19 protein-coding genes and 1 pseudogene are annotated in these 24,448 nt (G+C 53.8%); 9 read left to right on the top strand and 11 right to left on the bottom strand.

All coding sequences use genetic code 11. The features are described from left to right. A complete protein-coding gene (gene aspS / locus OGY67_RS03375) occupies positions 1 to 1,773 on the bottom strand; it encodes an aspartate--tRNA ligase (protein WP_286573465.1) in 1,773 nt (590 codons plus the stop codon). Positions 1,774 to 2,060: 287 nt separating this feature from the next. Between aspS and OGY67_RS03370 the strand changes: the two genes are divergently transcribed. From OGY67_RS03370 to cmoB, 5 genes are read left to right on the top strand one after another with little or no spacing between them, the layout of a single operon-like run. Beyond that, complete coding sequence (locus OGY67_RS03370) at positions 2,061 to 2,627, top strand: hydrolase (RefSeq protein WP_286573464.1); 567 nt, start codon at positions 2,061 to 2,063, stop codon at positions 2,625 to 2,627. After that, positions 2,624 to 3,442 (top strand): DUF72 domain-containing protein, encoded by an 819-nt coding sequence (locus OGY67_RS03365; protein ID WP_286573462.1) that lies wholly within the window; start codon positions 2,624 to 2,626, stop codon positions 3,440 to 3,442. Before OGY67_RS03370 ends, OGY67_RS03365 begins: the two co-directional genes overlap by 4 nt. A 52-nt stretch (positions 3,443 to 3,494) precedes the next feature. Further along, entirely contained in the window at positions 3,495 to 3,890 is a 396-nt protein-coding gene (locus OGY67_RS03360; protein ID WP_003833847.1) for an MAPEG family protein, read from the top strand. 40 nt (positions 3,891 to 3,930) lie between these two features. Beyond that, positions 3,931 to 4,674 (top strand): carboxy-S-adenosyl-L-methionine synthase CmoA, encoded by a 744-nt coding sequence (cmoA, locus tag OGY67_RS03355; RefSeq protein WP_008785057.1) that lies wholly within the window; start codon positions 3,931 to 3,933, stop codon positions 4,672 to 4,674. Beyond that, entirely contained in the window at positions 4,671 to 5,639 is a 969-nt protein-coding gene (gene cmoB, locus OGY67_RS03350) for a tRNA 5-methoxyuridine(34)/uridine 5-oxyacetic acid(34) synthase CmoB (protein ID WP_003833851.1), read from the top strand. The genes cmoA and cmoB overlap by 4 nt, the downstream gene beginning before the upstream one ends. A 250-nt stretch (positions 5,640 to 5,889) precedes the next feature. Here cmoB and cutC read toward each other — a convergent pair whose 3' ends face one another. Then, complete coding sequence (gene cutC / locus OGY67_RS03345) at positions 5,890 to 6,636, bottom strand: copper homeostasis protein CutC (protein ID WP_286573459.1); 747 nt, start codon at positions 6,634 to 6,636, stop codon at positions 5,890 to 5,892. Between the two features lie 2 nt (positions 6,637 to 6,638). Further along, positions 6,639 to 7,205 (bottom strand): VOC family protein, encoded by a 567-nt coding sequence (locus tag OGY67_RS03340; protein ID WP_003833855.1) that lies wholly within the window; start codon positions 7,203 to 7,205, stop codon positions 6,639 to 6,641. Between the two features lie 238 nt (positions 7,206 to 7,443). Here OGY67_RS03340 and argS point away from each other — a divergent pair, with 238 nt between their 5' ends. The 4 genes and pseudogenes from argS to mrdA2 all read left to right on the top strand — a co-directional run bounded on the left by argS (position 7,444) and on the right by mrdA2 (position 16,259). After that, positions 7,444 to 9,177: an arginine--tRNA ligase gene (gene argS / locus OGY67_RS03335; RefSeq protein WP_286573457.1), complete on the top strand. Its 1,734-nt coding sequence runs from the start codon at positions 7,444 to 7,446 to the stop codon at positions 9,175 to 9,177. A 163-nt stretch (positions 9,178 to 9,340) separates the two neighbouring features. Further along, the gene (locus tag OGY67_RS03330) at positions 9,341 to 13,393 is read left to right on the top strand and encodes an RHS repeat-associated core domain-containing protein (RefSeq protein ID WP_286573455.1); all 4,053 of its coding nucleotides are present in this window, start codon (positions 9,341 to 9,343) and stop codon (positions 13,391 to 13,393) included. Positions 13,394 to 13,808: 415 nt separating this feature from the next. Then, positions 13,809 to 14,087, top strand: a pseudogene (locus tag OGY67_RS03325) (RHS repeat-associated core domain-containing protein); the annotation flags it as partial. Between the two features lie 234 nt (positions 14,088 to 14,321). Further along, positions 14,322 to 16,259 carry a peptidoglycan DD-transpeptidase MrdA2 gene (gene mrdA2, locus OGY67_RS03320; protein ID WP_286573453.1) on the top strand — a complete coding sequence of 646 codons (1,938 nt, stop codon included), beginning with the start codon at positions 14,322 to 14,324 and terminating at the stop codon, positions 16,257 to 16,259. On the opposite strand, the gene bglB is transcribed toward mrdA2, so the two are convergent. The 8 genes from bglB to cheR all read right to left on the bottom strand — a co-directional run bounded on the left by bglB (position 16,231) and on the right by cheR (position 24,430). Further along, positions 16,231 to 17,370 carry a beta-galactosidase BglB gene (gene bglB, locus OGY67_RS03315; protein ID WP_286573451.1) on the bottom strand — a complete coding sequence of 380 codons (1,140 nt, stop codon included), beginning with the start codon at positions 17,368 to 17,370 and terminating at the stop codon, positions 16,231 to 16,233. The genes mrdA2 and bglB overlap by 29 nt on opposite strands. Before the next feature lie 306 nt (positions 17,371 to 17,676). Then, entirely contained in the window at positions 17,677 to 18,069 is a 393-nt protein-coding gene (flhE, locus tag OGY67_RS03310) for a flagellar protein FlhE (protein ID WP_003833862.1), read from the bottom strand. Then, a complete protein-coding gene (flhA, locus tag OGY67_RS03305) occupies positions 18,069 to 20,147 on the bottom strand; it encodes a flagellar biosynthesis protein FlhA (RefSeq protein ID WP_003833865.1) in 2,079 nt (692 codons plus the stop codon). The genes flhE and flhA overlap by 1 nt, the downstream gene beginning before the upstream one ends. Next, positions 20,140 to 21,291 carry a flagellar biosynthesis protein FlhB gene (gene flhB, locus OGY67_RS03300; RefSeq protein WP_286573449.1) on the bottom strand — a complete coding sequence of 384 codons (1,152 nt, stop codon included), beginning with the start codon at positions 21,289 to 21,291 and terminating at the stop codon, positions 20,140 to 20,142. The genes flhA and flhB overlap by 8 nt, the downstream gene beginning before the upstream one ends. A 158-nt stretch (positions 21,292 to 21,449) precedes the next feature. Continuing rightward, the gene (cheZ, locus tag OGY67_RS03295; RefSeq protein ID WP_003034659.1) at positions 21,450 to 22,094 is read right to left on the bottom strand and encodes a protein phosphatase CheZ; all 645 of its coding nucleotides are present in this window, start codon (positions 22,092 to 22,094) and stop codon (positions 21,450 to 21,452) included. A 10-nt stretch (positions 22,095 to 22,104) separates the two neighbouring features. Continuing rightward, positions 22,105 to 22,494, bottom strand: coding sequence for a chemotaxis response regulator CheY (gene cheY, locus OGY67_RS03290; protein ID WP_003034656.1), 390 nt, complete (start codon positions 22,492 to 22,494; stop codon positions 22,105 to 22,107). 17 nt (positions 22,495 to 22,511) lie between these two features. Continuing rightward, on the bottom strand, positions 22,512 to 23,561 hold the full coding sequence (locus OGY67_RS03285; protein ID WP_003833872.1) for a protein-glutamate methylesterase/protein-glutamine glutaminase: 1,050 nt from the start codon (positions 23,559 to 23,561) through the stop codon (positions 22,512 to 22,514). Continuing rightward, positions 23,558 to 24,430 carry a protein-glutamate O-methyltransferase CheR gene (gene cheR, locus OGY67_RS03280; protein WP_032943796.1) on the bottom strand — a complete coding sequence of 291 codons (873 nt, stop codon included), beginning with the start codon at positions 24,428 to 24,430 and terminating at the stop codon, positions 23,558 to 23,560. Before cheR ends, OGY67_RS03285 begins: the two co-directional genes overlap by 4 nt. Positions 24,431 to 24,448 lie beyond the last annotated feature (18 nt).

The following is a 24,448-nucleotide window of genomic DNA, read 5'->3' as shown; positions in this document are numbered from 1 at the left end:
TCAGTTATTCTCGGCCTTCTTAACAACCTGAATGCTCAGTTCCGCCAGCGCAGCTGCGTTGGCAAAGCTTGGCGCTTCAGTCATCAGACACGCTGCAGCCGTAGTTTTCGGGAAAGCAATAACGTCACGAATGTTGTCAGTACCGGTCAACAGCATAGTCAGACGGTCCAGACCAAACGCCAGGCCCGCATGCGGCGGTGTACCATATTTTAGCGCATCCAGCAGGAAGCCGAATTTCTCACGCTGTTCTTGCTCATTAATGCCCAGAATACCGAATACGGTTTGCTGCATGTCGCCGTTGTGAATACGCACGGAACCGCCGCCTACTTCGTAGCCGTTGATGACCATATCGTACGCGTTAGCAACCGCGTCTTCCGGTGCTGCTTTCAGCTCAGCGGCCGTCATATCTTTCGGCGCGGTGAACGGGTGGTGCATTGCGGTCAGGCCACCTTCACCATCGTCTTCAAACATTGGGAAGTCGATAACCCACAGCGGCGCCCATTTGGCTTCGTCGGTGATGTTCAGGTCTTTACCCAGTTTCAGACGCAGCGCGCCCATCGCGTCGGCAACCACTTTCTTGTTGTCGGCACCGAAGAAAATCATGTCGCCGTCTTGTGCACCGGTACGTGCCAGAATCGCTTCCACAATTTCTGCGTTCAGGAACTTAGCAACTGGGCTGGTAATACCTTCCAGACCTTTCGCACGTTCGGTGACTTTGATGTAAGCCAGGCCTTTCGCGCCGTAAATCTTGATAAAGTTACCGTAATCGTCGATCTGCTTACGGCTCAGCGCAGCACCGCCCGGTACACGCAGAGCAGCTACGCGGCCTTTCGCATCGTTTGCCGGACCAGAGAACACTGCGAACTCAACGTCTTTCACCAGATCGGCAACGTCAACCAGCTCCATCGGGTTACGCAGGTCTGGTTTATCGGAACCGTAACGACGCTCAGCTTCGGCAAAGGTCATGATCGGGAAATCACCCAGATCGACACCTTTCACTTCCAGCCACAGATTACGCACCAGCGCTTCCATCACTTCACGCACCTGCGCTGCGGTCATGAAGGAAGTCTCAACGTCGATCTGGGTAAATTCAGGCTGACGGTCAGCACGTAAGTCTTCATCACGGAAGCATTTAACGATCTGATAGTAGCGGTCAAAGCCAGACATCATCAGCAGCTGTTTAAACAACTGAGGTGATTGCGGCAGCGCGTAGAATTTACCTTTATGTACGCGAGAAGGTACCAGGTAATCGCGCGCGCCTTCCGGCGTCGCTTTGGTCAGCATCGGTGTTTCGATGTCGAGGAAGCCGTGGTCGTCCATAAAACGACGCACCAGACTGGTGATTTTGGCACGCGTTTTCAGGCGCTGCGCCATTTCAGGGCGACGCAGATCTAAATAGCGATACTTCAGTCGCGCTTCTTCGGTGTTGACGTGGTTAGAGTCCAACGGCAGCGAGTCTGAACGGTTGATGATGGTCAGATCGGAGGCCAGCACTTCAATTTCGCCCGTCGCCATATCGGCGTTGACGTTTTTCGCGTCACGCGCACGCACGGTGCCCGTAACCTGGATGCAGAACTCATTACGCAGTTCGGAGGCCAGCTTTAACGCGTCCGCACGGTCCGGATCGAAAAATACCTGCACGATACCTTCGCGGTCGCGCATATCGATAAAGATCAGGCTACCAAGATCACGACGACGGTTGACCCAACCACACAGAGTCACCTGCTGCCCCTCGTGGGACAGACGTAGCTGTCCGCAATATTCTGTACGCATGAGATATCCCTTAACTTTGCCGCAGGCGGATTGTCACCTGTCTCGCAGATGACGAAGTCGCAGCTTTAGCTGAATGTCACAACTGAATGAAAAAAGGCGGCTATTATACTGGAAATTCTGCCGCACGATAAGAGCCTACTGGGATAGACTCTCAGTCCGGTACTGACTGTACGCCTGTTTCCTGGACGGGCATTGCGTAATCTCACAAAAAATAACAAAAATTGTCGCCCCTTTCACACTGATTCGCGATTAAGGTGTAACGGAATTCTTTTATTACTGGAGTGACCATGCTGGAATTGAACGCTAAAACAACCGCCCTTGTCGTGATTGATTTACAGGAAGGGATCCTGCCTTTCGCTGGCGGCCCTCATACGGCACATGATGTGGTTACCCGCGCCGCGCAGTTGGCGGAAAAATTCCGTGCCCACGGTTCCCCGGTGGTAATGGTGCGAGTCGGCTGGTCTGACGATTACGCCGAAGCGCTGAAACAACCCGTAGATGCTCAGACTCCGGCAAAAGCGTTACCTGAAAACTGGTGGCATTACCCGGCTGCTTTGGGGAAATGCGCCAGCGATATCGAAGTGACTAAACGCCAGTGGGGAGCCTTCTATGGCACCGATCTGGAATTGCACCTGCGTCGCCGGGGCATCGATACCATCGTCCTGTGCGGCATTTCCACAAACATTGGCGTGGAGTCAACGGCGCGAAATGCGTGGGAGCTGGGTTTCAGTCTTATCATTGCAGAGGATGCCTGTAGCGCCGCCAGTACTGAGCAACACCAGGGCAGCATGACCCACATTTTCCCGCGCATTGCGCGCGTTCGCAGCGTGGAGGAGATTCTGCAAGCGCTATGATTTATATCGGTTTACCCCAGTGGTCGCATCCAAAATGGGTGCGTCTGGGGATCACCAGCCTTGAAGAGTATGCCCGCCACTTTAACTGCGTGGAGGGCAATACCACGCTGTATGCGCTGCCTAAATCCGATATTGTTGCCCGCTGGCAGGCACAGACCACCGATGCGTTTCGATTTTGTTTTAAATTTCCGGCGACCATTTCGCATCAGGCTGCGCTGCGTAATTGTGATGACCTGGTACAGGAATTTTTTACGCGCATGTCGCCGCTGGAATCGCGCATTGGACAATACTGGCTGCAATTACCTGCGACTTTTGGCCCACGCGATCTGCCTGCCCTGTGGCAGTTTCTCGATACGCTCCCGAAATCCTTTACCTACGGTGTGGAAGTTCGCCATCCAGACTTTTTTGCCAAAAGCGAAGCCGAGCAGCTATTTAATCGCGGTTTACACGAGCGTGGAGTAAACCGGGTGATTCTGGACAGCCGCCCGGTGCATGCCGCAATCCCGCATACTGAAGCAATACGTGACGCCCAACGCAAGAAACCGAAGGTTCCGGTGCATGCGGTAGTGACGGCAAACCATCCGATGGTACGCTTTATCGGTAGCGATAATATGGCACAAAACAGCGATCTTTTTGCCGTCTGGCTGACCAAGCTGTCGCTATGGCAACGCACCACGACGCCGTATCTGTTTTTGCATACGCCGGACATCGCGCAGGCCCCGGAGCTTGTTGATACGCTATGGGCAGATTTACGCAGCGCCCTGCCAGAGATCGGATCAGCACCCTCTATTCCACAGCAATCTTCTCTTTTCTGAAAATGCCACCTATCATAGTCAGTGCCAGCAGCCATTTTAAAAGGGAGTTTGTATGGTAAGCGCGCTTTATGCCGTATTGGGTGCGTTATTGTTAATAAAGTTCTCCTTTGACGTCGTTCGCCTGCGCATGCAATATCGCGTTGCCTATGGCGATGGAGGTTTTAGTGAACTGCAAAGCGCTATCCGCATTCACGGTAATGCGGTGGAATATATTCCCGTCGCGTTAGTGCTGCTGTTATTTATGGAAATGAACGGCGCAGAGACGTGGATGGTGCATATTTGCGGGCTGATGTTGATTGCCGGACGACTGATGCATTATTACGGATTCCACCACCGGCTCTTCCGCTGGCGCCGTTCAGGCATGAGCGCAACCTGGTGTTCGCTGTTGCTAATGGTGCTGGCGAATCTTTGGTATATGCCCTGGGAGTTGGTTTTCTCCCTGCATTAGCGCACAATACGCCACTTTATTTTTCCCGGATTTTTACGTTATGTCTCACCGCGACACGCTTTTTTCTGCGCCTATCGCCAGTCTGGGTGACTGGACCTTTGATGAACGGGTAGCTGAAGTCTTCCCGGATATGATCCAGCGTTCCGTTCCTGGCTATTCCAATATCATATCTATGATTGGCATGTTGGCCGAACGTTTCGTACAACCCAACACGCAGGTCTACGATCTGGGCTGTTCTCTGGGCGCGGCGACGCTCTCGGTGCGTCGCAATATTCATCACGAGAATTGCAAAATTATTGCCGTCGATAACTCCCCGGCGATGGTTGAGCGCTGCCGTCGTCATATTGATGCCTATAAGGCACCGACCCCGGTTGAGGTTGTCGAAGGCGATATTCGCAACATTACTATCGAAAACGCCTCGATGGTGGTGCTGAATTTTACCCTGCAATTCCTTGAGCCACCTGAGCGCCAGGCATTGTTGGATAAGATTTATCAAGGGTTGAATCCCGGCGGCGCGCTGGTGCTGTCTGAAAAATTCAGTTTCGAAGACGCTAACGTTGGCGAGCTGCTGTTCAACATGCACCACGACTTCAAACGGGCCAATGGCTACAGCGAACTGGAAATTAGTCAGAAACGCAGCATGCTGGAAAACGTGATGCTGACCGACTCGGTAGAAACGCACAAAGCGCGACTGCATCAGGCTGGCTTTGAGCACAGCGAATTGTGGTTCCAGTGCTTCAATTTTGGCTCTCTGGTGGCGTTGAAAGCTGAGGTTGGCGCATGATCGATTTTGGTAACTTTTATCAGTTGATTGCCAAAAATCATCTGTCCCATTGGCTGGAAACGCTTCCGGCGCAAATCGCTGCCTGGCAGCGCGATCAGCATGGTTTATTTAAACAATGGTCAAACGCCGTCGAGTTTCTGCCCGAGCTGACGCCGCATCGTCTGGATTTACTACACAGCGTTACCGCAGAAAGTAAAGAACCGCTCAGCGAAGGCCAGCTTAAACGTATCGACACCCTGATGCGTAACCTGATGCCATGGCGTAAAGGACCGTACTCGCTGTACGGCGTCAACATCGATACCGAATGGCGTTCCGACTGGAAGTGGGATCGCGTTCTGCCGCACTTGTCTGATCTCACCGGTCGTACCATTCTTGATGTCGGCTGTGGCAGTGGTTATCACATGTGGCGCATGATTGGCGCTGGAGCGCATCTGGCGGTTGGGATCGATCCTACGCAACTGTTTCTGTGCCAGTTTGAGGCGGTACGTAAACTGCTGGGCAATGACCAGCGTGCTCACCTACTGCCGCTGGGTATTGAGCAACTTCCAGCGCTAAACGCCTTTGACACTGTGTTCTCCATGGGCGTGCTTTATCACCGCCGATCGCCGCTGGAACATCTGTGGCAGTTGAAGGATCAGTTGGTTAAAGATGGCGAGCTGGTGCTGGAAACGCTGGTCGTCGAAGGTGATGAAAATACCGTACTGGTGCCGGGCGATCGCTACGCGCAAATGCGTAACGTCTACTTTATTCCATCTGCGTTGGCTTTAAAAAACTGGCTGGAAAAATGCGGTTTTGTTGATGTGCGCATCGCCGATGTCTGCGTCACCACCACCGAAGAGCAACGCCGCACCGAGTGGATGGTAACCGAGTCGCTGGCCGACTTCCTCGATCCGAACGACCACAGCAAAACGGTGGAAGGCTACCCCGCCCCATTACGTGCAGTATTGATTGCGCGTAAGCCGTAATAGATTGCCGAATGACCGTTACGTATAGCACCGTTTCTCCAAAATAGTTCAAGTTGCAGCAAGGCGGCAACGCAGCAAGGCGGCAACGCAGCAAATCCCCGGGAGCGTAGATAACTACGTGACCGGGGTGCGCGAGGCGGCCAACGCTGCCGCGGCTTGAAATATGAAGGAGAAAAAAAGGCCCCTGTTGAAATTGCAGGGGCCTGGTACGAGCAAGCATCATATTGGGCGACATGATGCAACGGTAAAATCAGCTGGCCTGATGGTGTGCAATGATTGCTTTCATTTCAGCAACCGCCGTCCCGTCTACCGCATAGCGCGAATACTCATCCGCCTGCGCATCCGAAGACATCGACAACCCCGAATTGCGATAACGCATTGGTGAAGCCAGCCATACTCCGGCAGAACTGTGGACTTCCTGCACTCCAGCATCAAGGAACAGGGACAAATTCGAGGCGCGAACCCCCGCTCCGGCCATAATGATTGGAGCACCGGGCTGCGCAATAAGTTCCATTATTTTTGTTAAACCTTGCGCCGCATCTGATTTTTGCCCTGAAGTGAGTACTCTGGCAATGCCCAAATCAGCTAATTTTTTAAGCGCATTGAGTGGGTTAGCACACATATCAAAGGCCCGATGAAAAGTGACTTGCAGCGAACCGGCGGCAATCATTATTTTCTCCATGCGCGGCATATCGACATTGCCATCCACATCTAAAATGCCGGTCACCAGCCCTGAGAATCCCAGTTCCCTGACCATCGCAATATCATCCAGCATTGCAGCAAATTCACCTTCGGTGTAGCAAAAGTCGCCTCCACGTGGGCGAATAATGGGATTGACGGAAATCGAAATGTGCTGGCGAACGGAACGCAAGACGCCCAGTGACGGCGTTAAGCCCCCTTCTTTGGGTGCCGAGCATAGTTCAATACGATCCGCGCCGTTTTGCTGCGCCGTGCGCGCGCACTCCATGCTGTAACAGCAGATTTCCAGTATAGCCATGCTCACTCCTGACGTTCGCTTGCCACAATGGTTTCAATCGACCACGGATGGAATTTTATCGTCACGCTACCATCGCTAACCGCCAGCGTCGGATTCGGTAAACGCTCACGCTCACCTTTTGGCGAGCTGGTTTTCACAAAAATGCCCGGTTGACTCAGACCGTGATCGGAAAGCAGCGCCAGCGCTCGCGCATTCAGCGTTTCCGCCTCTCCCGGCAGAACAATTTCAATATGTTCCCAGCCTTCATGTGGGTAGCGTTTTTCGCCCGGCCACGGCAGTTCGACGATGGAAAATTGCCAATGTTGCACACAAACCGGCTCATGCAGTTTAAAAAGACAAATAGGTCTGCCGTTAATGATGTTTTCTGACAACAATTCACCGCACTGTTCAAACCCACGACGCCAGCGCTCTGCGGTGGTATTTTGATGGCAACGCAAGGAAATGTGATCGGCTTCCAGGCCTGTGATATCCAGCCCAAGACGGGTAGAAAGTTCCGTTAATGCCTGCGTGAAATGCGGTAAATCTGCAGAAATATCCTGTAGTTCTGCAACGGTTTGCCAGTTCGCCATATTAAAAGCTCATATCCATGTTCAAAGTCGCTAATTTACTCTGTTGCGCTGCGCCATCCAACCGCTGTTTTCTCCGAACACATCATGAATAAATTTACGCCATTGCATTGTTTATATTTCAGGCTACTGGCGGTACACACAATGCTGACGGCAACGGGCATTTGCAGTATACTCCCGCCCTTAATTCTTAAACTGGTGCGGTGAATTTTAGGCCGCTTCATAAATGTAAGGTATTCCGGTGAATATTCAGGCTCTTCTCTCAGAAAAAGTCAGTCAGGCCATGATTGCTGCAGGCGCGCCTGCAGATTGCGAACCGCAGGTTCGTCAGTCAGCAAAAGTACAGTTCGGCGACTATCAAGCTAACGGCATGATGGCTGTCGCTAAAAAACTGGATATGGCGCCGCGACAACTGGCTGAGCAGGTGCTGACTCATCTGGATCTCAACGGGATTGCCAGCAAAGTTGAAATTGCAGGCCCGGGCTTTATCAATATTTTTCTCGATCCGGCATTTCTGGCGCAGCACGTTCAGCAGGCGCTGGCTTCCGATCGTCTGGGAGTAACTCAACCGACCAAACAAACCGTCGTGGTTGACTACTCCGCGCCTAACGTAGCGAAAGAGATGCACGTTGGTCACCTGCGTTCCACCATCATCGGTGACGCGGCGGTGCGTACGCTGGAGTTCCTCGGTCACAACGTTATTCGCGCTAACCACGTCGGCGACTGGGGTACTCAGTTCGGTATGCTCATCGCATGGCTGGAAAAACAGCAGCAGGAAAATGCCGGAGAGATGGCGCTGGCTGACCTGGAAGGTTTCTACCGTGATGCGAAAAAACATTACGACGAAGATGAAGCCTTCGCGGAACGCGCCCGTAGTTATGTCGTGAAACTGCAAGGCGGTGACGAATACTTCCGTGAGATGTGGCGCAAACTGGTCGACATTACCATGTCGCAGAACCAGTTAACCTACGATCGCCTCAACGTTACCCTGACCCGTGACGACGTCATGGGCGAAAGCCTGTACAACCCGATGCTACCTGGCATCGTCGCCGATCTGAAGGCGAAAGGCCTGGCTGTTGAAAGCGAAGGCGCTACCGTCGTATTCCTTGATGAGTATAAGAACAAGGAAGGCGAACCGATGGGCGTTATCATTCAGAAGAAAGATGGCGGCTATCTCTACACCACAACAGACATCGCCTGCGCCAAGTATCGTTACGAAACCCTGCATGCCGATCGCGTACTTTATTACATCGACTCCCGCCAGCATCAGCACTTAATGCAGGCCTGGACCATCGTACGTAAAGCCGGTTATGTGCCGGATTCAGTGCCGCTGGAACACCACATGTTCGGTATGATGCTGGGCAAAGACGGTAAACCGTTCAAAACCCGCGCGGGCGGCACAGTTAAACTGGCCGATCTGCTGGATGAAGCGCTGGAGCGCGCACGTCGTCTGGTCGCGGAGAAGAACCCGGACATGCCTGCCGACGAACTGGAAAAACTGGCAAATGCGGTCGGTATCGGCGCAGTGAAATATGCGGATCTGTCCAAAAACCGTACCACCGACTACATCTTCGACTGGGACAACATGCTGGCGTTCGAAGGTAACACCGCGCCATATATGCAGTACGCTTATACCCGCGTACTGTCCGTGTTCCGTAAAGCAGATATCGACGAAAGCGCGCTGGCAAATGCGCAGGTCGTTATCAGCGAAGATCGCGAGGCTCAACTGGCGGCGCGTCTGTTGCAGTTCGAAGAAACGTTGACCGTCGTTGCGCGTGAAGGTACACCACACGTGATGTGTGCTTACTTGTACGACGTTGCTGGTCTGTTCTCCGGCTTCTACGAGCACTGCCCTATTCTCAGCGCTGAAAACGAAGAGATTCGTAACAGCCGACTGAAGCTGGCACAGCTGACGGCGAAAACCCTGAAGCTGGGTCTGGATACACTGGGTATCGAAACCGTAGAACGTATGTAAGTTAGCTAACAATAAGACCTGAGTCTGTAATCAGGACTCAGGTCTTTTTAATTTCTGATCTAAACGATTTCTGAATATTCTCCCTATTCCCCAGATACCACTGAAACACATTCTCAAACAGGTGTAAGGTACAAATCCTGATGTTTTACAAAAGGATTTGGCGATGAGCGGTGGTAAACCGGCAGCCCGGATGGGCGACATGACGAAGTTCGGCGGCCCGATTGTCCAGGGTGCCATGGGCGTGATGATTGGCACCCCCACCGGCATCGCCTGCTCTGTCTGTCCCGGCGGCATCACCTCCGGTAACCCGGTCAACCCGCTACTCGGCGCCAAGGTCCTGCCCGGTGAAACTGATTTCACCCTGCCCGGCCCGCTGCCGTTTGTTCTCACCCGCGCCTACAGCAGTTACCGGACCCAAACCCCGGCACCGGCCGGCATCTTCGGCCCCGGCTGGAAAGCACCATTCGATATCCGCTTACAGATACGTGATGAGGAACTGATTCTCAACGACAACGGCGGGCGCAGCGTTCAATTTGAGCACCTGTTCCCCGGGGAAGTGGCCTTCAGCCGCAGCGAACGCTTCTGGCTCGCCCGTGGTGGCGTGGCGAAACTGCACGAGAGTCATCCCCTGCACCTGCTCTGGCAGGCGCTGCCGGAAGACACCCGCCTGAGCCCGCATCAGTACCTGACCACAAACAGTCCGCAGGGACCATGGTGGATTATCGGCTGGTCTGAACGGGTACCGGAGCCGGATGAGGTACTCCCCGCCCCGCTGCCGCCGTACCGGGTGCTGACCGGGCTGGTGGACAGTTTCGGGCGCAGACTCTCATATCACCGTGATGTCACCGGGCCGTTCAGCGGCCATATCACCGGTGTGACGGACGGCGCAGGCCGTCGCTTCCGGCTGGTGCTGAAGCAGATGAACACACTGCCCGTCACCCGCTACGGCCAGGATGACGGGGTCCGCCTCGGTGCCGTCTGGCTGACGCACGACCCGCTGTATCCGGACAACCTGCCGGCGTCCCCGCTGGTGCGCTATGACTATTCCCCGCGCGGGGAGCTGGCGACGGTGTATGACCGGGGCGGAGTGCAGGTTCGCCGCTTTGACTATGCCGCGGACACCCCCGGCAGGATGGTGGCACACCAGCACGCCGGACGCCCGCAGACCACCTACCGCTATGATGCAGCGGGCCGTGTGGTGGAGCAGCATAATCCGGCAGGCTTAAGCTACCGCTATGAATACGGGAAAAACGCCGTCACCATCACCGACAGCCTGCACCGCCGGGAAGTGCTGCACACCGCCGGTGAAGGTGGCCTGAAGCGGGTGGTGAAAAAGGAATACGCCGACGGCAGCGTGACCTGCAGTGAATACAACCCCGTGGGCTGGCTCACCGCACAGACAGATGCGGCAGGCCGGAAAACCGAATACCGGTACAGTATCGCGTCCGGTAACGTCACTGGAATTATCTCCCCTGACGGCCGGAAGACGGTGTTTTATTACAATGGCGAGCGTCAGCTGACCTCCGTCATCCACCCGGACGGCTTACGGGAGAAGCGCGAATATGATGAGCATGGCCGCCTGACGGCGCAGACTTCCCGCCAGGGAAACACCACCCGCTATGTTTATGCTGACCCGCACAGTGAATCCCCCTGCACCAGTGAAGATGCCACCGGCAGCAAAAAGCAGATGACATGGAGTCGCCACGGGCAGTTGCTGAGCGTCTCCGACTGCTCCGGGTATGAGACCCGCTATGACTATGACCGTTTCGGGCAGGTCACGGCCATTCATCAGGAAGACGGTCTCAGCCAGTATCGCGCTTACGATACCCGGGGCCGGCTTGTCAGCCAGAGAGATGCGGCAGGCCGCGAGACCCGCTATGAATACAGTGACGCCGGAGACCTGACGACAGTGATTGTCCCGGACAGCAGCCGCACGGAAACACAGTACGATGCGGGCGGCAGACCGGTCAGTATCACCGCAGGCGGCCTGACGCGGCAGATAACATACGATGCCGCCGGACGCGTGACACAGCTGACCAATGAGAACGGCAGCCACACCAGCTTCACGTATGACCTTCTCGACCGTCTGACGCAGCAGACCGGCTTTGACGGCCGTACGCAGCGCTATGGCTACAACACCGGCGGGCAGCTTGTCCGCAGCGAGGACGAAAGCCTGGTCACGCGGTGGCATTACGATGAATCTGACCGCCTGACGCATCGCACGGTGAACGGCGAACCGGCGGAACAGTGGCAGTACAACGAACGCGGCTGGCTGGCGGAAATCAGCCACCTCAGTGAAGGCCACCGCGTCGCCGTGCACTACGGCTATGATGAGAAAGGCCGGATGAGCCGCGAGCGGCAGGTGGTGCATCACCCGGAAACGGACGAACCGCTCTGGCAGCATGAGACCCGGCACGACTACAGAGACGCAGGCCTAGCGCACCGCATGACATCAGACAAACTGCCTGCCGTGGAGTGGCTGACTTACGGCTCCGGTTATCTGGCTGGAATGAAACTCGGCGACACCCCGCTTATCGACCTCACCCGCGACCGCCTGCACCGGGAGACACAGCGCCGTTTCGGCGAATATACGCTCACCACCGGCTACAGCGCGGCCGGACAGCTGCTGAGCCAGCACCTGAACAGTCCGCTTCTGAACCGCGACTACGGGTATGACGGGACCGGGCATCTGACCCGCATCAGCACCCCGCGCCAGACCCGGGAATACGACTACAGCCAGACCGGCAGGCTCACCGGCGTGCGCATGACTGCGGACGGTCTGGATATCCGCCTCCCTTACACCACCGACCCGGCGGGCAATCGTCTGCCGGACCCGGAATTTTATCCGGACAGCAGCAGAAAAGTATGGGCGGATAACCACATCACGGAGGATGCACAGTACCTGTACCGCTATGACCGTTACGGCAGGCTGACGGAGAAGACGGACCGTATCCCGGACGGGGCCATCCGCATGTACGATGAACGCACGCACCGCTACAGCTACGATAACCAGCACCGGCTGGTGCGCTACCTCCGCACGCAGTACGGCAAAAAGCAGGCGGAAGGACGGTACCTCTACGACCCGCTGGGCAGGCGTATCGGAAAGCAGATGTGGAAACGGGAGCGTGAACATCCGGACCATGACCAGATGGCGCTGTCGCACAGGCCGTACACCACCTGGTACGGCTGGGACGGCGACCGGCTGACCACCACGCAGACGGCGCAGACCCGCGTCCAGACGATTTACGAACCCGGCAGCTTCACGCCGCTCATCCGGGTGGAGACCGCCACGGAGGCGCTGGATGCCCTGCGCCGTCACCGGACGCTGGCGGAGAAACTCCGGCAGGAAGGCAGCGAGGATGGCGCTGGCGTGGTGTTCCCGCCGGCGCTGGTACAGATGCTGGACCGCCTGGAAGGAGAGCTGCGCGCCGGGGTTATCAGCGATGAAAACCGGCAGTGGCTGGCCGGGTGCGGCCTGACGCCGGAACAGATGGCGGCGCAGATGGAGCCGCTGCCGGTCCCGGAAAGGACGCTTCATCTGTACCACTGCGACCACCGGGGCCTGCCGCTGGCGCTGATACGCCAGGACGGTGCCATCAGCTGGCGCGCGGAGTATGACGAATGGGGCAACGTGCTGCGGGAGGATAATCCACATAATCTGCAACAGCTTATCCGCCTGCCGGGCCAGCAGTATGACGACGAATCCGGACTGCACTACAACCGCCACCGGTACTACAATCCGGGACTGGGGCGGTATATCACCCAGGACCCGATAGGGCTGATGGGGGGGTGGCATTTATATCAGTATTCTTTTAATCCAATTCAATTTATAGATCCACTAGGCTTGGCTCAAATTTGTACAAGACCCCTTAAAGGTTCGCGAGGTTTCAGGACAAATGGCATGACAGGTCTCGACCTTGGTATTTTCCATGCACACATATTCTTTGATGATGGTACTAATATCGGCTATGGTGGTGATAGTGGGGTATTTAGTGAACCTAAAACTAATGATTATACCTGTAACAAAGAAAAATATAACGATGAAATAATGAAAAAAGCAGTCGATATAGTCAAAAATGAACCAGATAACTTATTATTTCCGAAAGGAAGTAAACAATATGAAAATGATAACTATGGTTTTATAGTAAATAACTGTCAAGACTTTGTAAGTGATGTTCTGGATGAATACAACAACATAGAAAGTGCGAAACAATGAGCCGTTTTCTGGTAAGAATTTTTATCGTTGATATTTTTATATTATCAATTCAGGCTGCATTGCTACTTTACCATCCATTTCGCTCGCAAAAAAATGATGTAATATCTGATTTAATTATTCACTTAACGTTTACTATAAAAAATGATACTGTCTTATTTCTAAATCCGCCCTTATTAATTTTTTTATATTACGCACTATTTTTTTTAACAAATAAAACTGGTGGATTGATACTGAGATTATTCGTACCAGGGATTTTAAATTTCATTACTCTGTATTGTTTTTCTTGGATTGAAATGCTTCTGTTAATAACCAATGACGTTAGGGTATAGCAGTACGAATACAGTCACCTCCGTGAGGATGATTTTAGTTAAATGGACATGCCCCGTATTAGCACCTAGCGGGACAACTGGAGGAGTACCTACAGGATAGGAAAGTTCATCTATACCACTGCGACCACCGGGGCCTATCGCTGGCGTTGGTCAACGCGAAGGGGAAAGTGGACTGGTCGGCAGAATATGATGCTTGGAGTAATGTGCTGCGTGAGAATAATCCACACAATCTGACGCAGCTCATCCGTCTGCCGGGACTGCAGTATGACGACGAATCCGGACTACACTACAACCGTCACCGGTACTACAATCCGGGACAGGGACGGTATATCACCCAAGATCCGATTGGACTGGAGGGCGGATAGAACCTATGTTCATACCCGCTAAATCCTATTAAGAATTAAGGAAAATATGGTTTAGACGAAAAAATCATCTCCAACTACAATCCTTCGTAATGGGCTTTACAGATGATTACTTATCTACAATTGTAACAACCCACAAGGAATGACACATTTCCCTAGAGATATGGAACATCTTTTGCCTGTCATCCCGTCTAAGCCTCCGTATCATTAGGCGGCGAATTAATCGGGTACGGGTCAATGACATTCAGAGATTTTGAGGCGGAAGAAAAGCTCTTCCAGCGGCGTGTATTGGTGGCCTTTGGCCTGGTAGTCATCTGTTTTGGCATCCTGATTTACAATCTGTATAACTTACAAATCTGTCAGCACCAGTATTACACCACCCGGTCGAATGCAAACGACATCAAAATGCTGCCCGTCGCCCCAACGCGTGGCATGATTTACGATCGCAACGGCATCCCGCTGGTGCGCAACGTTACCTGGTACGATATTTCCGTTACGCCGTATAAAATCAGCGATATGAATGCGTTACTCCAGCAGCTCACGCCGATCGTTGACCTCACACCTGATGACATAGACCAGTTTCGCCATGAGCTGAAAGCCAGCAGCCGCTATCGTCCTGTGGTGCTAAAAAATGCGCTAACCGATGTCGAAATCGCCCGTTTTTCGGTAAACCAGTTTCATTTTAGCGGCGTCAACATCAATAGTTACGAAGACCGCCAGTATCCCTATGGCGCGGCGCTGGCGCATGTCCTGGGTTATGTTTCAAAAATCAATGACAACGACCTGAAAGCACTGGATCAAAAGGGTCTGGCGGAGAACTACGCCGCCGATCACAACATCGGTAAGCAAGGTATTGAGCGCTATTACGAAAACGAACTGCATGGAAAAACCGGTTATCAGGAGGTGGAAGTAGATAACCACGGACGCATCGTACGCCTGATCAAAGATGTGCCGCCCGTTGCCGGAAAAGATATCCATCTGACGCTGGATTTACATTTACAGCAATACATTGAGAGCCTGTTGGCTGGCCAGCGTGCCGCCGTTTTGGTTGAAGATCCACACGACGGTTCCGTACTGGCGATGGTCTCAAACCCCAGCTATGACCCTAATCCGTTTGTCAAAGGCATCAGCTATCAGGACTATAACAAACTACTCCAGGATAAAGATCTGCCATTAATCAACCGCGTCACGCAGGGATTGTATCCTCCCGCTTCAACGGTCAAACCGTATATGGCGATGTCGGCATTACTGAACGGGGTAATCACGCCGCAGACCAGTTTCTTCGGTGCCCCTACCTGGACGCTACCCGGCACCGAGCGACATTACCGTGACTGGAAAAAAACGGGCCACGGTATGCTGGATGTCACCAAAGCGATAGAAGAGTCTGCCGATACGTTCTTCTATCAGGTGGCGTATATGATGGGGATCGACCGGATTAACAGCATGCTCAGCCAGTTTGGTTACGGTAAACCGACCGGCATCGATCTTGATGAGGAGTATAATGGCCTGCTCCCGAGCCGCGAATGGAAGCAAAAAGTGCACAAAAAAGCCTGGTATCAGGGGGACACTATTTCAGTTGGCATCGGTCAGGGCTACTGGATTGCCACACCTATCCAGATGGTAAAAGCCATGGTCGCACTGATTAACAACGGCAAGGTTATCGTCCCTCACCTGCTGCTCGATGAAGAGAGCGGCAAAACCATCACGCCGTATCAGGCTCCAGAAGCACCGTCACAAATCGCCTCAGCCTCATCGCCCTACTGGGGACTGGTGCGTCAGGCGATGTTCGGCATGGCGAATGAACCAAATGGTACAGGTTATAAGTTCTTTCACACCGCGCCTTACGGCATTGCGGCAAAAAGCGGCACCTCGCAGGTCTTTAGCCTGAAAGAAAATCAGACCTACAATGCGAAGATGATCCCTGTCCGCTTGCGCGACCACGTGTTCTATACCGCATTTGCACCCTATAAGAACCCGAAGGTCGCGGTGGCGTTAATTCTGGAAAACGGCGGCAGCGATGGTGTCACCGCCGCGCCGGTTATGCGTCAAATCATGGATCATCTGTTTGCCCCGCAGGACAATACGGTACAAACAGTGACGACTGAACAATCAGGACAGATAGCGGTATCGCCATCGAATACCGATATCAAAAATACTTTCGCAAGTATTCGGTAAGGCACAGCATCGCCATCGCCTGTCCGTAAGGCATGGAGGTCCGAGGGATGTTGCGGTAGAAATCAAGATTGTGTCCCATCCCGGTACCAAACGAGGTGTGCAGCAGTTCACCTTCCGGTGAAATATGCTGCACAATGCCGCGAATGGCTTTTTCGGCTACCGGCGCATACTCTTGCCCAACATAGCGTTTACGTACTGCTTTGAGGATCCCATAGGCAAATCCGGCAGTTGCCGATGCTTCCAGATACGACTGCGGGTCGTCCAGCAAGGTATGCCACAACCCACTTTCATCCTGGCATTTCGCCAGCGCCGCGATTTGCGCGTTCAGGACCTGTACCAGATAGCGGTGAACAGCATTGTTTTCCGGTAAATCAAGTAATTCGAGGAAGTCCGGGATCACGATAGTTAACCAACTGTTGCCACGCGCCCAGCGGGCATTAGCAAAGTTATGATTTCCTTCATAGCTCCAGCCGTGGAACCACAGCCCCGTTTCTTTATCCATCAGGTTTTGCACGTGCAGCAGGAACTGATACGTTGCCTCTTCGATGTAGTCCGGGCGATTGAGTAGCTTGCCAATCATCGCCAGCGGTAAAACCGTCATCATCAGCGTGTCATCCCACATCTGTTGGTGGTTTTCTTCCGCCAGCGTGATGTGTTGCATACCACCAAATTCGGTACGCGGCATCTCATGCATTGCCCACTCAGCCCAGCTGTCGAGCCACGGCAGATACGCTGGATTACGCGTCTCTTCATAGCGATACGCCAACGTTAAAAATGGCGCCATGGTGTTCACGTTTTTGGTGGTTGCACCTTCAGCAAAACGATCGGCAAACCAGCTATCGATGATATCGCGCATCGTTTCATCGCCGGTTTGCAGATAGTACTGATACATCCCGTACAGGCCGACGCCGTGTGTCCACTCCCATCCCGCCCAGCCTTTAGTATCAATTACGCGTCCATCGTCCAGACGCAGCAAGAACTCGCCGGTTTCGTCATGAATATTGACCAGGTTATGCGTCACCTTTTTGATCAGCGTTTTTAATTCATCCCTGGCAATAAAATGTTCTGGCTGGCGCAATAACGGGCTATGTTTAACCGGGTAAACAATCATTTACTAAACCTCTGTCAATGTCGGATTCAATGCTGTGACCTGCCCCTGTTACGGCGCAGCAGCTTTTTTGGAGGCCCCGCAATCCTCGCTTTGACAATGGGCATCCTTATAGGGTCACAGTAAAAGCTAACAGGAAGTGAAACCTTTCTATTTCTGCCAGAAGGATTCGTGAAATGGCAACAATACAAAGAGTCCGGCAACGTACGTCACTTATTTTATAAAACGGCGTTTCTATTTAATTGAATGAGAGGCTGGAGTGTTGAAACAACCAGCAGTTTCAACTGCTGGTCTGAATGACGGAGGGTGTTAACGGTAGTTCACAATCACCTGATTGCTCTGAATGCGTAACGCGGGGATCAGGCGACCACCGCCGGGGACCTCCCAGACAAAATGCATCGGTTCAATGGCCGGAACGTTATTGAACCCGTTGGTGGTCCCACTTTGCCCGTCCAGCTCGACACAACGGGACTGAGAACATAAACGCACCCGCAAACCTGCGGGCGTGGGGCCATTCAGCTCATAGCGCCAGGCCACCAGCGTCATCAAGCCTGAGACCGGCTGGCTGGGAACCAAAGGATCAGACGAGGCTGACTGGCCACGGTGATTTAAGGTGATCCCCATGCCACTTGCCTGCCATGCCCCTTCTCCGGCGGCCTGCGCCACCAGAGGAAAAAACAACAACCACAGTAACTTACGCATTATTTACCTCCAATGGTCGCCGTCATGCGGATATGGCGGTTATCGGAAAGCTCCATATTCGATAACACCACCAACTGCGGGATGCTGCGGCGTAAAAACCGCGCCAGTAACGGACGTAACGCGTGATTAACCAGCAAGACCGGCGGCGCGCCCAACATTTCCTGCCGGGACAGCGCTTCCTGAGTCTGGGCCAGCAGTCGGTCTGCAAGCCCAGGCTCCAGACCGCCGCCCCCCTGCAGCGCTTGCAGCAGCAAACGCTCAAGCGGAGTATCAAGACCGATAACCTGAACCTCTTCATTACCCGGGAACCACTGCTGAGTGATGGCACGTCCTAACGCAACACGGACGACCGCGGTAAGCTCATGCGGATCGTTTTGCAACGGCGCATGTTCCGCCAGCGTTTCAAGAATGGTGCGCATATCGCGAATCGGTACTTTCTCATCCAGCAAGTTCTGCAGCACTTTATGCAGAGTGGTGAGCGTCACAACGCCCGGCACCAGATCTTCCGTCAGCTTTGGCATCTCCTGCGACACTCGATCCAGTAACTGCTGCGCTTCCTGACGGCCAAACAGCTCAGCGGCGAACTGTCCAATCAGATGGTTTAGATGTGTAGCAACAACAGTACTGGCTTCAACCACCGTAAAGCCCTGAATCTGCGCCTGTTCCTTCAATGCGCTTTCAATCCAGATAGCGTCCAGTCCGAACGCCGGATCGACCGTTTTCTCACCCGGCAGCGACCCGGCGGCAGTACCCGGGTTAATGGCCAGCCAGCGTCCCGGATAGGCGTCACCGCTGCCAATTTCTACCCCTTTCATCAAAATTCTATAGCGGGCCGGCTGCAGATCCATATTGTCTCGAATGTGTACCACCGGCGGCAGGAAGCCCATATCCTGGGCAAATTTCTTACGAATACTGCGAATTCGCCCCAGTAACTCGCCATCCTGCTGAAAATCCACCATTGGGATCAGGCGGTAACCAACCTCCATGCCCAGCGAATCTTCCAGCTGCACGTCGTTCCATGTGGCTTCCACCACGGAGTTGTTTTCCGGCATTTTCACCGGCTGCGGTTCATCTGGCGCTTTTTGCTCACGACCGCGCATCCACCATGCCAGAGCCAACAATGCGGCAGTAAACATCAGAAACACCAGGTTAGGCATGCCCGGAACCAGACCCAAAAGTCCAAGTACCGCCGCACTGAGCAACATGACGCTGGGGTTACTGAACAGTTGGGTCACCATCTGTTCGCCTACGTCCTGGTCGGTACTCACGCGGGTCACGATAACACCCGCCGCGGTAGAGATAACCAGCGCAGGAATTTGTGCCACCAGCCCGTCACCGATGGTCAGCAGGGTATAACTTTCCGCAGCGCTGCCCATGCTCATACCATGCTGCAACACCCCAACTAACAGACCGCCGACCACGTTGATTACCATGATCAAAATACCAGCGATGGCATCTCCACGGACGAATTTACTCGCACCGTCCATTGAGCCGTAAAAATCCGCTTCCTGGGTCACTTCCGAGCGTCGTTTTTTAGCTTCATCTTCGCCAATCAGACCGGCATTTAAATCTGCATCAATCGCCATCTGCTTGCCGGGCATACCATCCAGAACGAAGCGCGCGCCAACCTCGGCGATACGCCCTGCACCTTTGGTGATTACCATAAAGTTAATGATGACGAGAATCACGAAGACCACGATGCCGATCGCGAAGTTACCGCCCACCAGGAAGTGGCCGAAGGCTTCAACCACCTTCCCCGCCGCCGCCGCGCCAGTGTGTCCTTCCATCAAAATGATACGGGTAGACGCGACGTTCAGCGCCAGACGTAATAATGTGGTAAACAGCAAAATCGTCGGGAATGCGGCAAACTCCAGTGTACGCTGGGTGAACATCGCCACCAGCAGCACCATGATCGACAGCGCAATGTTAAATGTGAACAGCAAATCGAGGACGAAAGCCGGCAGCGGCAGCACCATCATCGACAGAATCAGCAGGATGAGGATCGGTCCGGCAAGTATTTGCCATTGCGTGGATTTCAGGTTGCTGGGCAGACGCAGCATCGCGACCAGATTAGCCATCAGTATTCTTCTCGTTCATAAAATCCAGTGCTTCTGGCACCGGAAGGTTTTCAGGTTGTGGTGGACGCTTGCCGCCAGCCAGACGCCAGCGTTTTAGCTGCCATACCCATGCCAGTACTTCGGCAACGGCGGCGTATAATTGCCCCGGTATTTGCTGACCAATCTCAGCATGGCGATAGAGCGCACGCGCCAGTGGCGGCGCTTCTAATGTCGGGACACGGTGCTCTGCGCCAATTTCACGAATGCGCAGCGCAACCAGCCCGGCCCCTTTCGCAACAACTTTCGGCGCACTCATTTTGTTCTCGTCATACTTCAACGCCACTGAGTAGTGCGTAGGGTTAGTGACAATAACGTCTGCTTTCGGCACATCTGCCATCATGCGACGCTGAGCGGCCGCGCGCTGCATTTGACGAATTTTGCCCTTAACGTGCGGGTCACCTTCGCTTTGCTTAAATTCATCGCGGATATCCTGACGCGACATACGTAGCTTTTTCACATGGCTATAGATCTGGAAAAAGACGTCGAACCCCACCATCGGAATAACGCCAAGTACCACCAGTAGTGCACACATACCGACTAAATCCAGGGCGTTGCCCATCGCCGTAATCGGTGACTCCGCCATCAGACGCATCATCGCTGGCCAGTTATGCCAGAGATAAAATCCGGCCACGCTTCCCACTAACGTGGACTTCAGTATCGCTTTGAGCAGTTCTGCGCCGGTTTGCGCGGAAAACATGCGCTTAATGCCCGGCAGCGGATTCAGCTTAGAGAATTTGGGTTGCAGGGATTTACCGCTGAAAATCAAGCCGCCAAGCATCACCGGGGAAATTAAAGCCACCAGAACGACGCCGGTAATCAACGGCAACAGCGCAATCATCGCGTCTTTAATCAGCAGGATGATTTGGCTGAGGATCAGATTCGGGTCGTTGACCATACTGTGGTCAAAACGTAATCCGGCCGACAGCATGCCAGCCAGCCTACGGGCAAGCGACTCCCCACCAATCCAGGTAATGCACACACCCACCAGCAAAATAAGCAGTGAGGTTAGCTCTTTGGATCGGGGGATCTGCCCTTCTTCCCGCGCTTTTTCAAGTCGGTGGGGTGTGGGGGCTTCTGTTTTGTCGTCGTCGCTTTCTTCTGCCACGCATCAGACCCTGGATAGAGATATAGGCGAGAATGATGCCAGAACAGCTATCCAGCAATGGGAAGAGTAAGCGGTAAAAATGACGGGATTTATGGCTTTAAGCAGAATTGCGCGTAAGCCGGATGAGAGGCCCACGCCTCACATCCGGCAAATACGCATCAGAACCCGAGGCTATCCAGCAGGTCGTCAACCTGATCCTGACTTGCCACTACGCCGGCTTTCGAGGCGTCAACCTGCGGGCCGTTAAGCAAGCTTTCGTTTTCACGTTTTGGACGTGCGCCCTGTTCCGGAATGTTTTCCAACAGAACCATCAGCAGCTGACGTTCAATCTCCTGGATAACATCCATCATGCGCTTGATGACCTGACCGGTGAGATCCTGGAAATCCTGCGCCATCATGATGTCCAGCAACTGGGCATTGGTAAAGCTGGTATGTCCAGGCACATCACCAAGGAACTGACGGGTATCGGTGACCAGTTCACGAGCATCGGACAGTTCGATCGGATTTTCGAACCATTCATCCCAGCGTTTAGTCAGGTCTTTGGCCCCTTTTTCCATCGCGTCCTGATGCGGCTGCGAGGCTTCTACGCTGTTTAGCGCACGCTCCGCCGCCTGCGCGGTCATCTGTACAACGTAATCGAGACGATCGCGGGCATCAGGAATCGCTTCTGCCGCTTCGGCAATGGCCTGATCCAGCCCCAGTTCACGCAGGCTGTCGCGCAGCATTCGGGTCAAACTGCCGATGCGCGCGATGATGTCCCCTGCAGAGTGTTCGTCAGCAGGTTTAATTTGTGGTTGCATCATCATCACACCCTCACATGCCCAGTTTCTCAAAGATTTTATTCAGTTTTTCTTCCAGCGTCGCCGCCGTGAACGGTTTCACGACATAGCCACTGGCACCTGCCTGTGCTGCCGCAATGATGTTCTCTTTTTTCGCTTCTGCCGTGACCATCAGCACCGGCAGAGAAGCCATCCCGCCATCGGCACGGATGGTTTTCAGCAGTTCCAGTCCATCCATGTTCGGCATGTTCCAGTCAGAAATAACAAAACCGAATCCCCCAGCCTGCAGCTTGTTCAGCGCATCCACGCCGTCTTCAGCCTCTTCAACATTGTTGAATCCCAGCTCTTTAAGCAGGTTACGCACGATGCGACGCATGGTGGAAAAGTCATCCACAACCAAAAACTTAAGCTCTTTATCCGCCATAAAAATAAACTCCTGATTCAAATACGTATTGCCTGTCCGGCACTAATTTTCACCAGCATTTGCTGGCTCACCTGGCTAAGATCGACCACTTCGCTTACGCCACCCATATTGATGGCCTCGCGCGGCATGCCGAACACCACACAACTTGCTTCGTTTTGCGCAATGGTCCAGGCTCCCGCCTGATTCATCGCTAACATTCCGGCTGCGCCATCGTTGCCCATACCGGTCAGGATCACCCCGACGGCATTGCGCCCCGCATGTTTCGCCACCGAATGGAACAGCACATCCACTGAGGGCCGATGCCGATTAACCGGCGGACCGTCATGAATTTTGATTTGATAGTTCGCGCCGCTGCGTGCCAGTTCCATATGCTTGTCGCCCGGCGCGATATACGCATGCCCCGGGAGTACGCGCTCTCCGTCTTCTGCCTCTTTCACGGTTATCTGGCACAGTTTGTTCAGACGTTCGGCGAACGAACGGGTAAACCCTGGTGGCATATGCTGGGTAATAAGAATACCGGGGCTTGAAAGCGGCAATGGCTGGAGTACATGGCGAATTGCCTCTGTTCCTCCGGTTGACGCCCCAATCACCAGCAGCTTTTCCGAACTGAGTAACGGCCCTGCTTTCAAGGTCGTCGGTGCCGCCATGGGCTTATGGGCCGCCAGTTTTGCGCGCGATGCGGTGCGGATCTTTTCAGCAATCATCTCGCTATACGCCAGCATCCCTTCGCGGATCCCCAGTTGCGGTTTGGTGACAAAATCAATCGCCCCCAGTTCCAAGGCCCGCAGCGTGACCTCTGAACCTTTGCCGGTCAGTGAAGAAACCATCACCACAGGCATTGGACGCAGGCGCATCAACTTCTCCAGGAAGTCGAGGCCGTCCATGCGCGGCATTTCCACGTCCAGCGTCAGGACGTCGGGATTGTATTTTTTGATTAAATCCCGGGCGACCAACGGATCCGGCGCCGTCGCCACCATTTCCATATCACTGTGGCTGTTAATAATTTCGGTCATGATTTGACGCATCAATGCAGAATCATCTACCGACAACACCCTGATTTTACTCATGCTTTATCCTTACCTGGCGCATGCGCATACACGGTCTGTCCACGCAGGCTAAACTCGCGCACAAGGTTGCTAAAGTTTTCTGAATGACCTGCAAACAGCAGCCCGTCAGGTTTAAGAAGTGGAACAAAACGGTGCAAAATGTCCTGTTGTGTCGTTTTATCGAAATAGATCATCACGTTACGACAAAATATGGCATCAAAAGGGCCAGGCACGTTGTACTGCTTATCCAGTAAGTTCACGCTGGAAAATTCAACATGACCTGCCAGTTCCTGCCTAACGCGTACCAGTCCTTCATGCGGCCCGGTGCCGCGCATGAAATAACGCTGCAACTGCTGGGGTGACAGCGTCTTTAGCTCATCGAGGCGGTAAATGCCGTTTCTGGCCTTTTCCAGTACTTCGGTATCAATGTCGCTGGCAAAAACGCGCCAGCGGCCCGGTGCCATACCTAAGGTATCGGCAAGCGTAATCGCAATGCTGTAGGGTTCTTCTCCGGTTGACGCCGCCGCGCTCCAGACGCGGTATTCACCGCTGCGCCGACGAGCGTGATCTGACAGCACCGGAAAATGATGCCCTTCGCGAAAAAACGCGGTCAGGTTGGTAGTCAGGGAGTTAATAAAAGCCTGCCACTCAGCACTGTTCTGGTTAGCTTCCAGCATGCTGAGATAGCGACCAAAGTCATCCAGCCCCAGGGTACGCAGTCGACGAACCAGGCGGTTATAAACCATGTCCCGCTTATGGTCGGCCAGTACGATCCCCGCACGCTGGTAGATTAATTGACATATCCGACGAAAATGCGCGTCAGACAGCGCGAGGCGCTGTGTCATCTGTAACAATAATGACGTTTGCCCGGAGGGCAGAGATGATGTCATAGCGCCTTCTCAATCACA

Origin of the sequence: Citrobacter sp. Cpo015 (genome assembly GCF_030333035.1) — a bacterium.
Taxonomy (GTDB): Bacteria; Pseudomonadota; Gammaproteobacteria; order Enterobacterales; family Enterobacteriaceae; genus Citrobacter; species Citrobacter portucalensis.
This window is presented reverse-complemented; position numbering and strand designations above follow the sequence as displayed.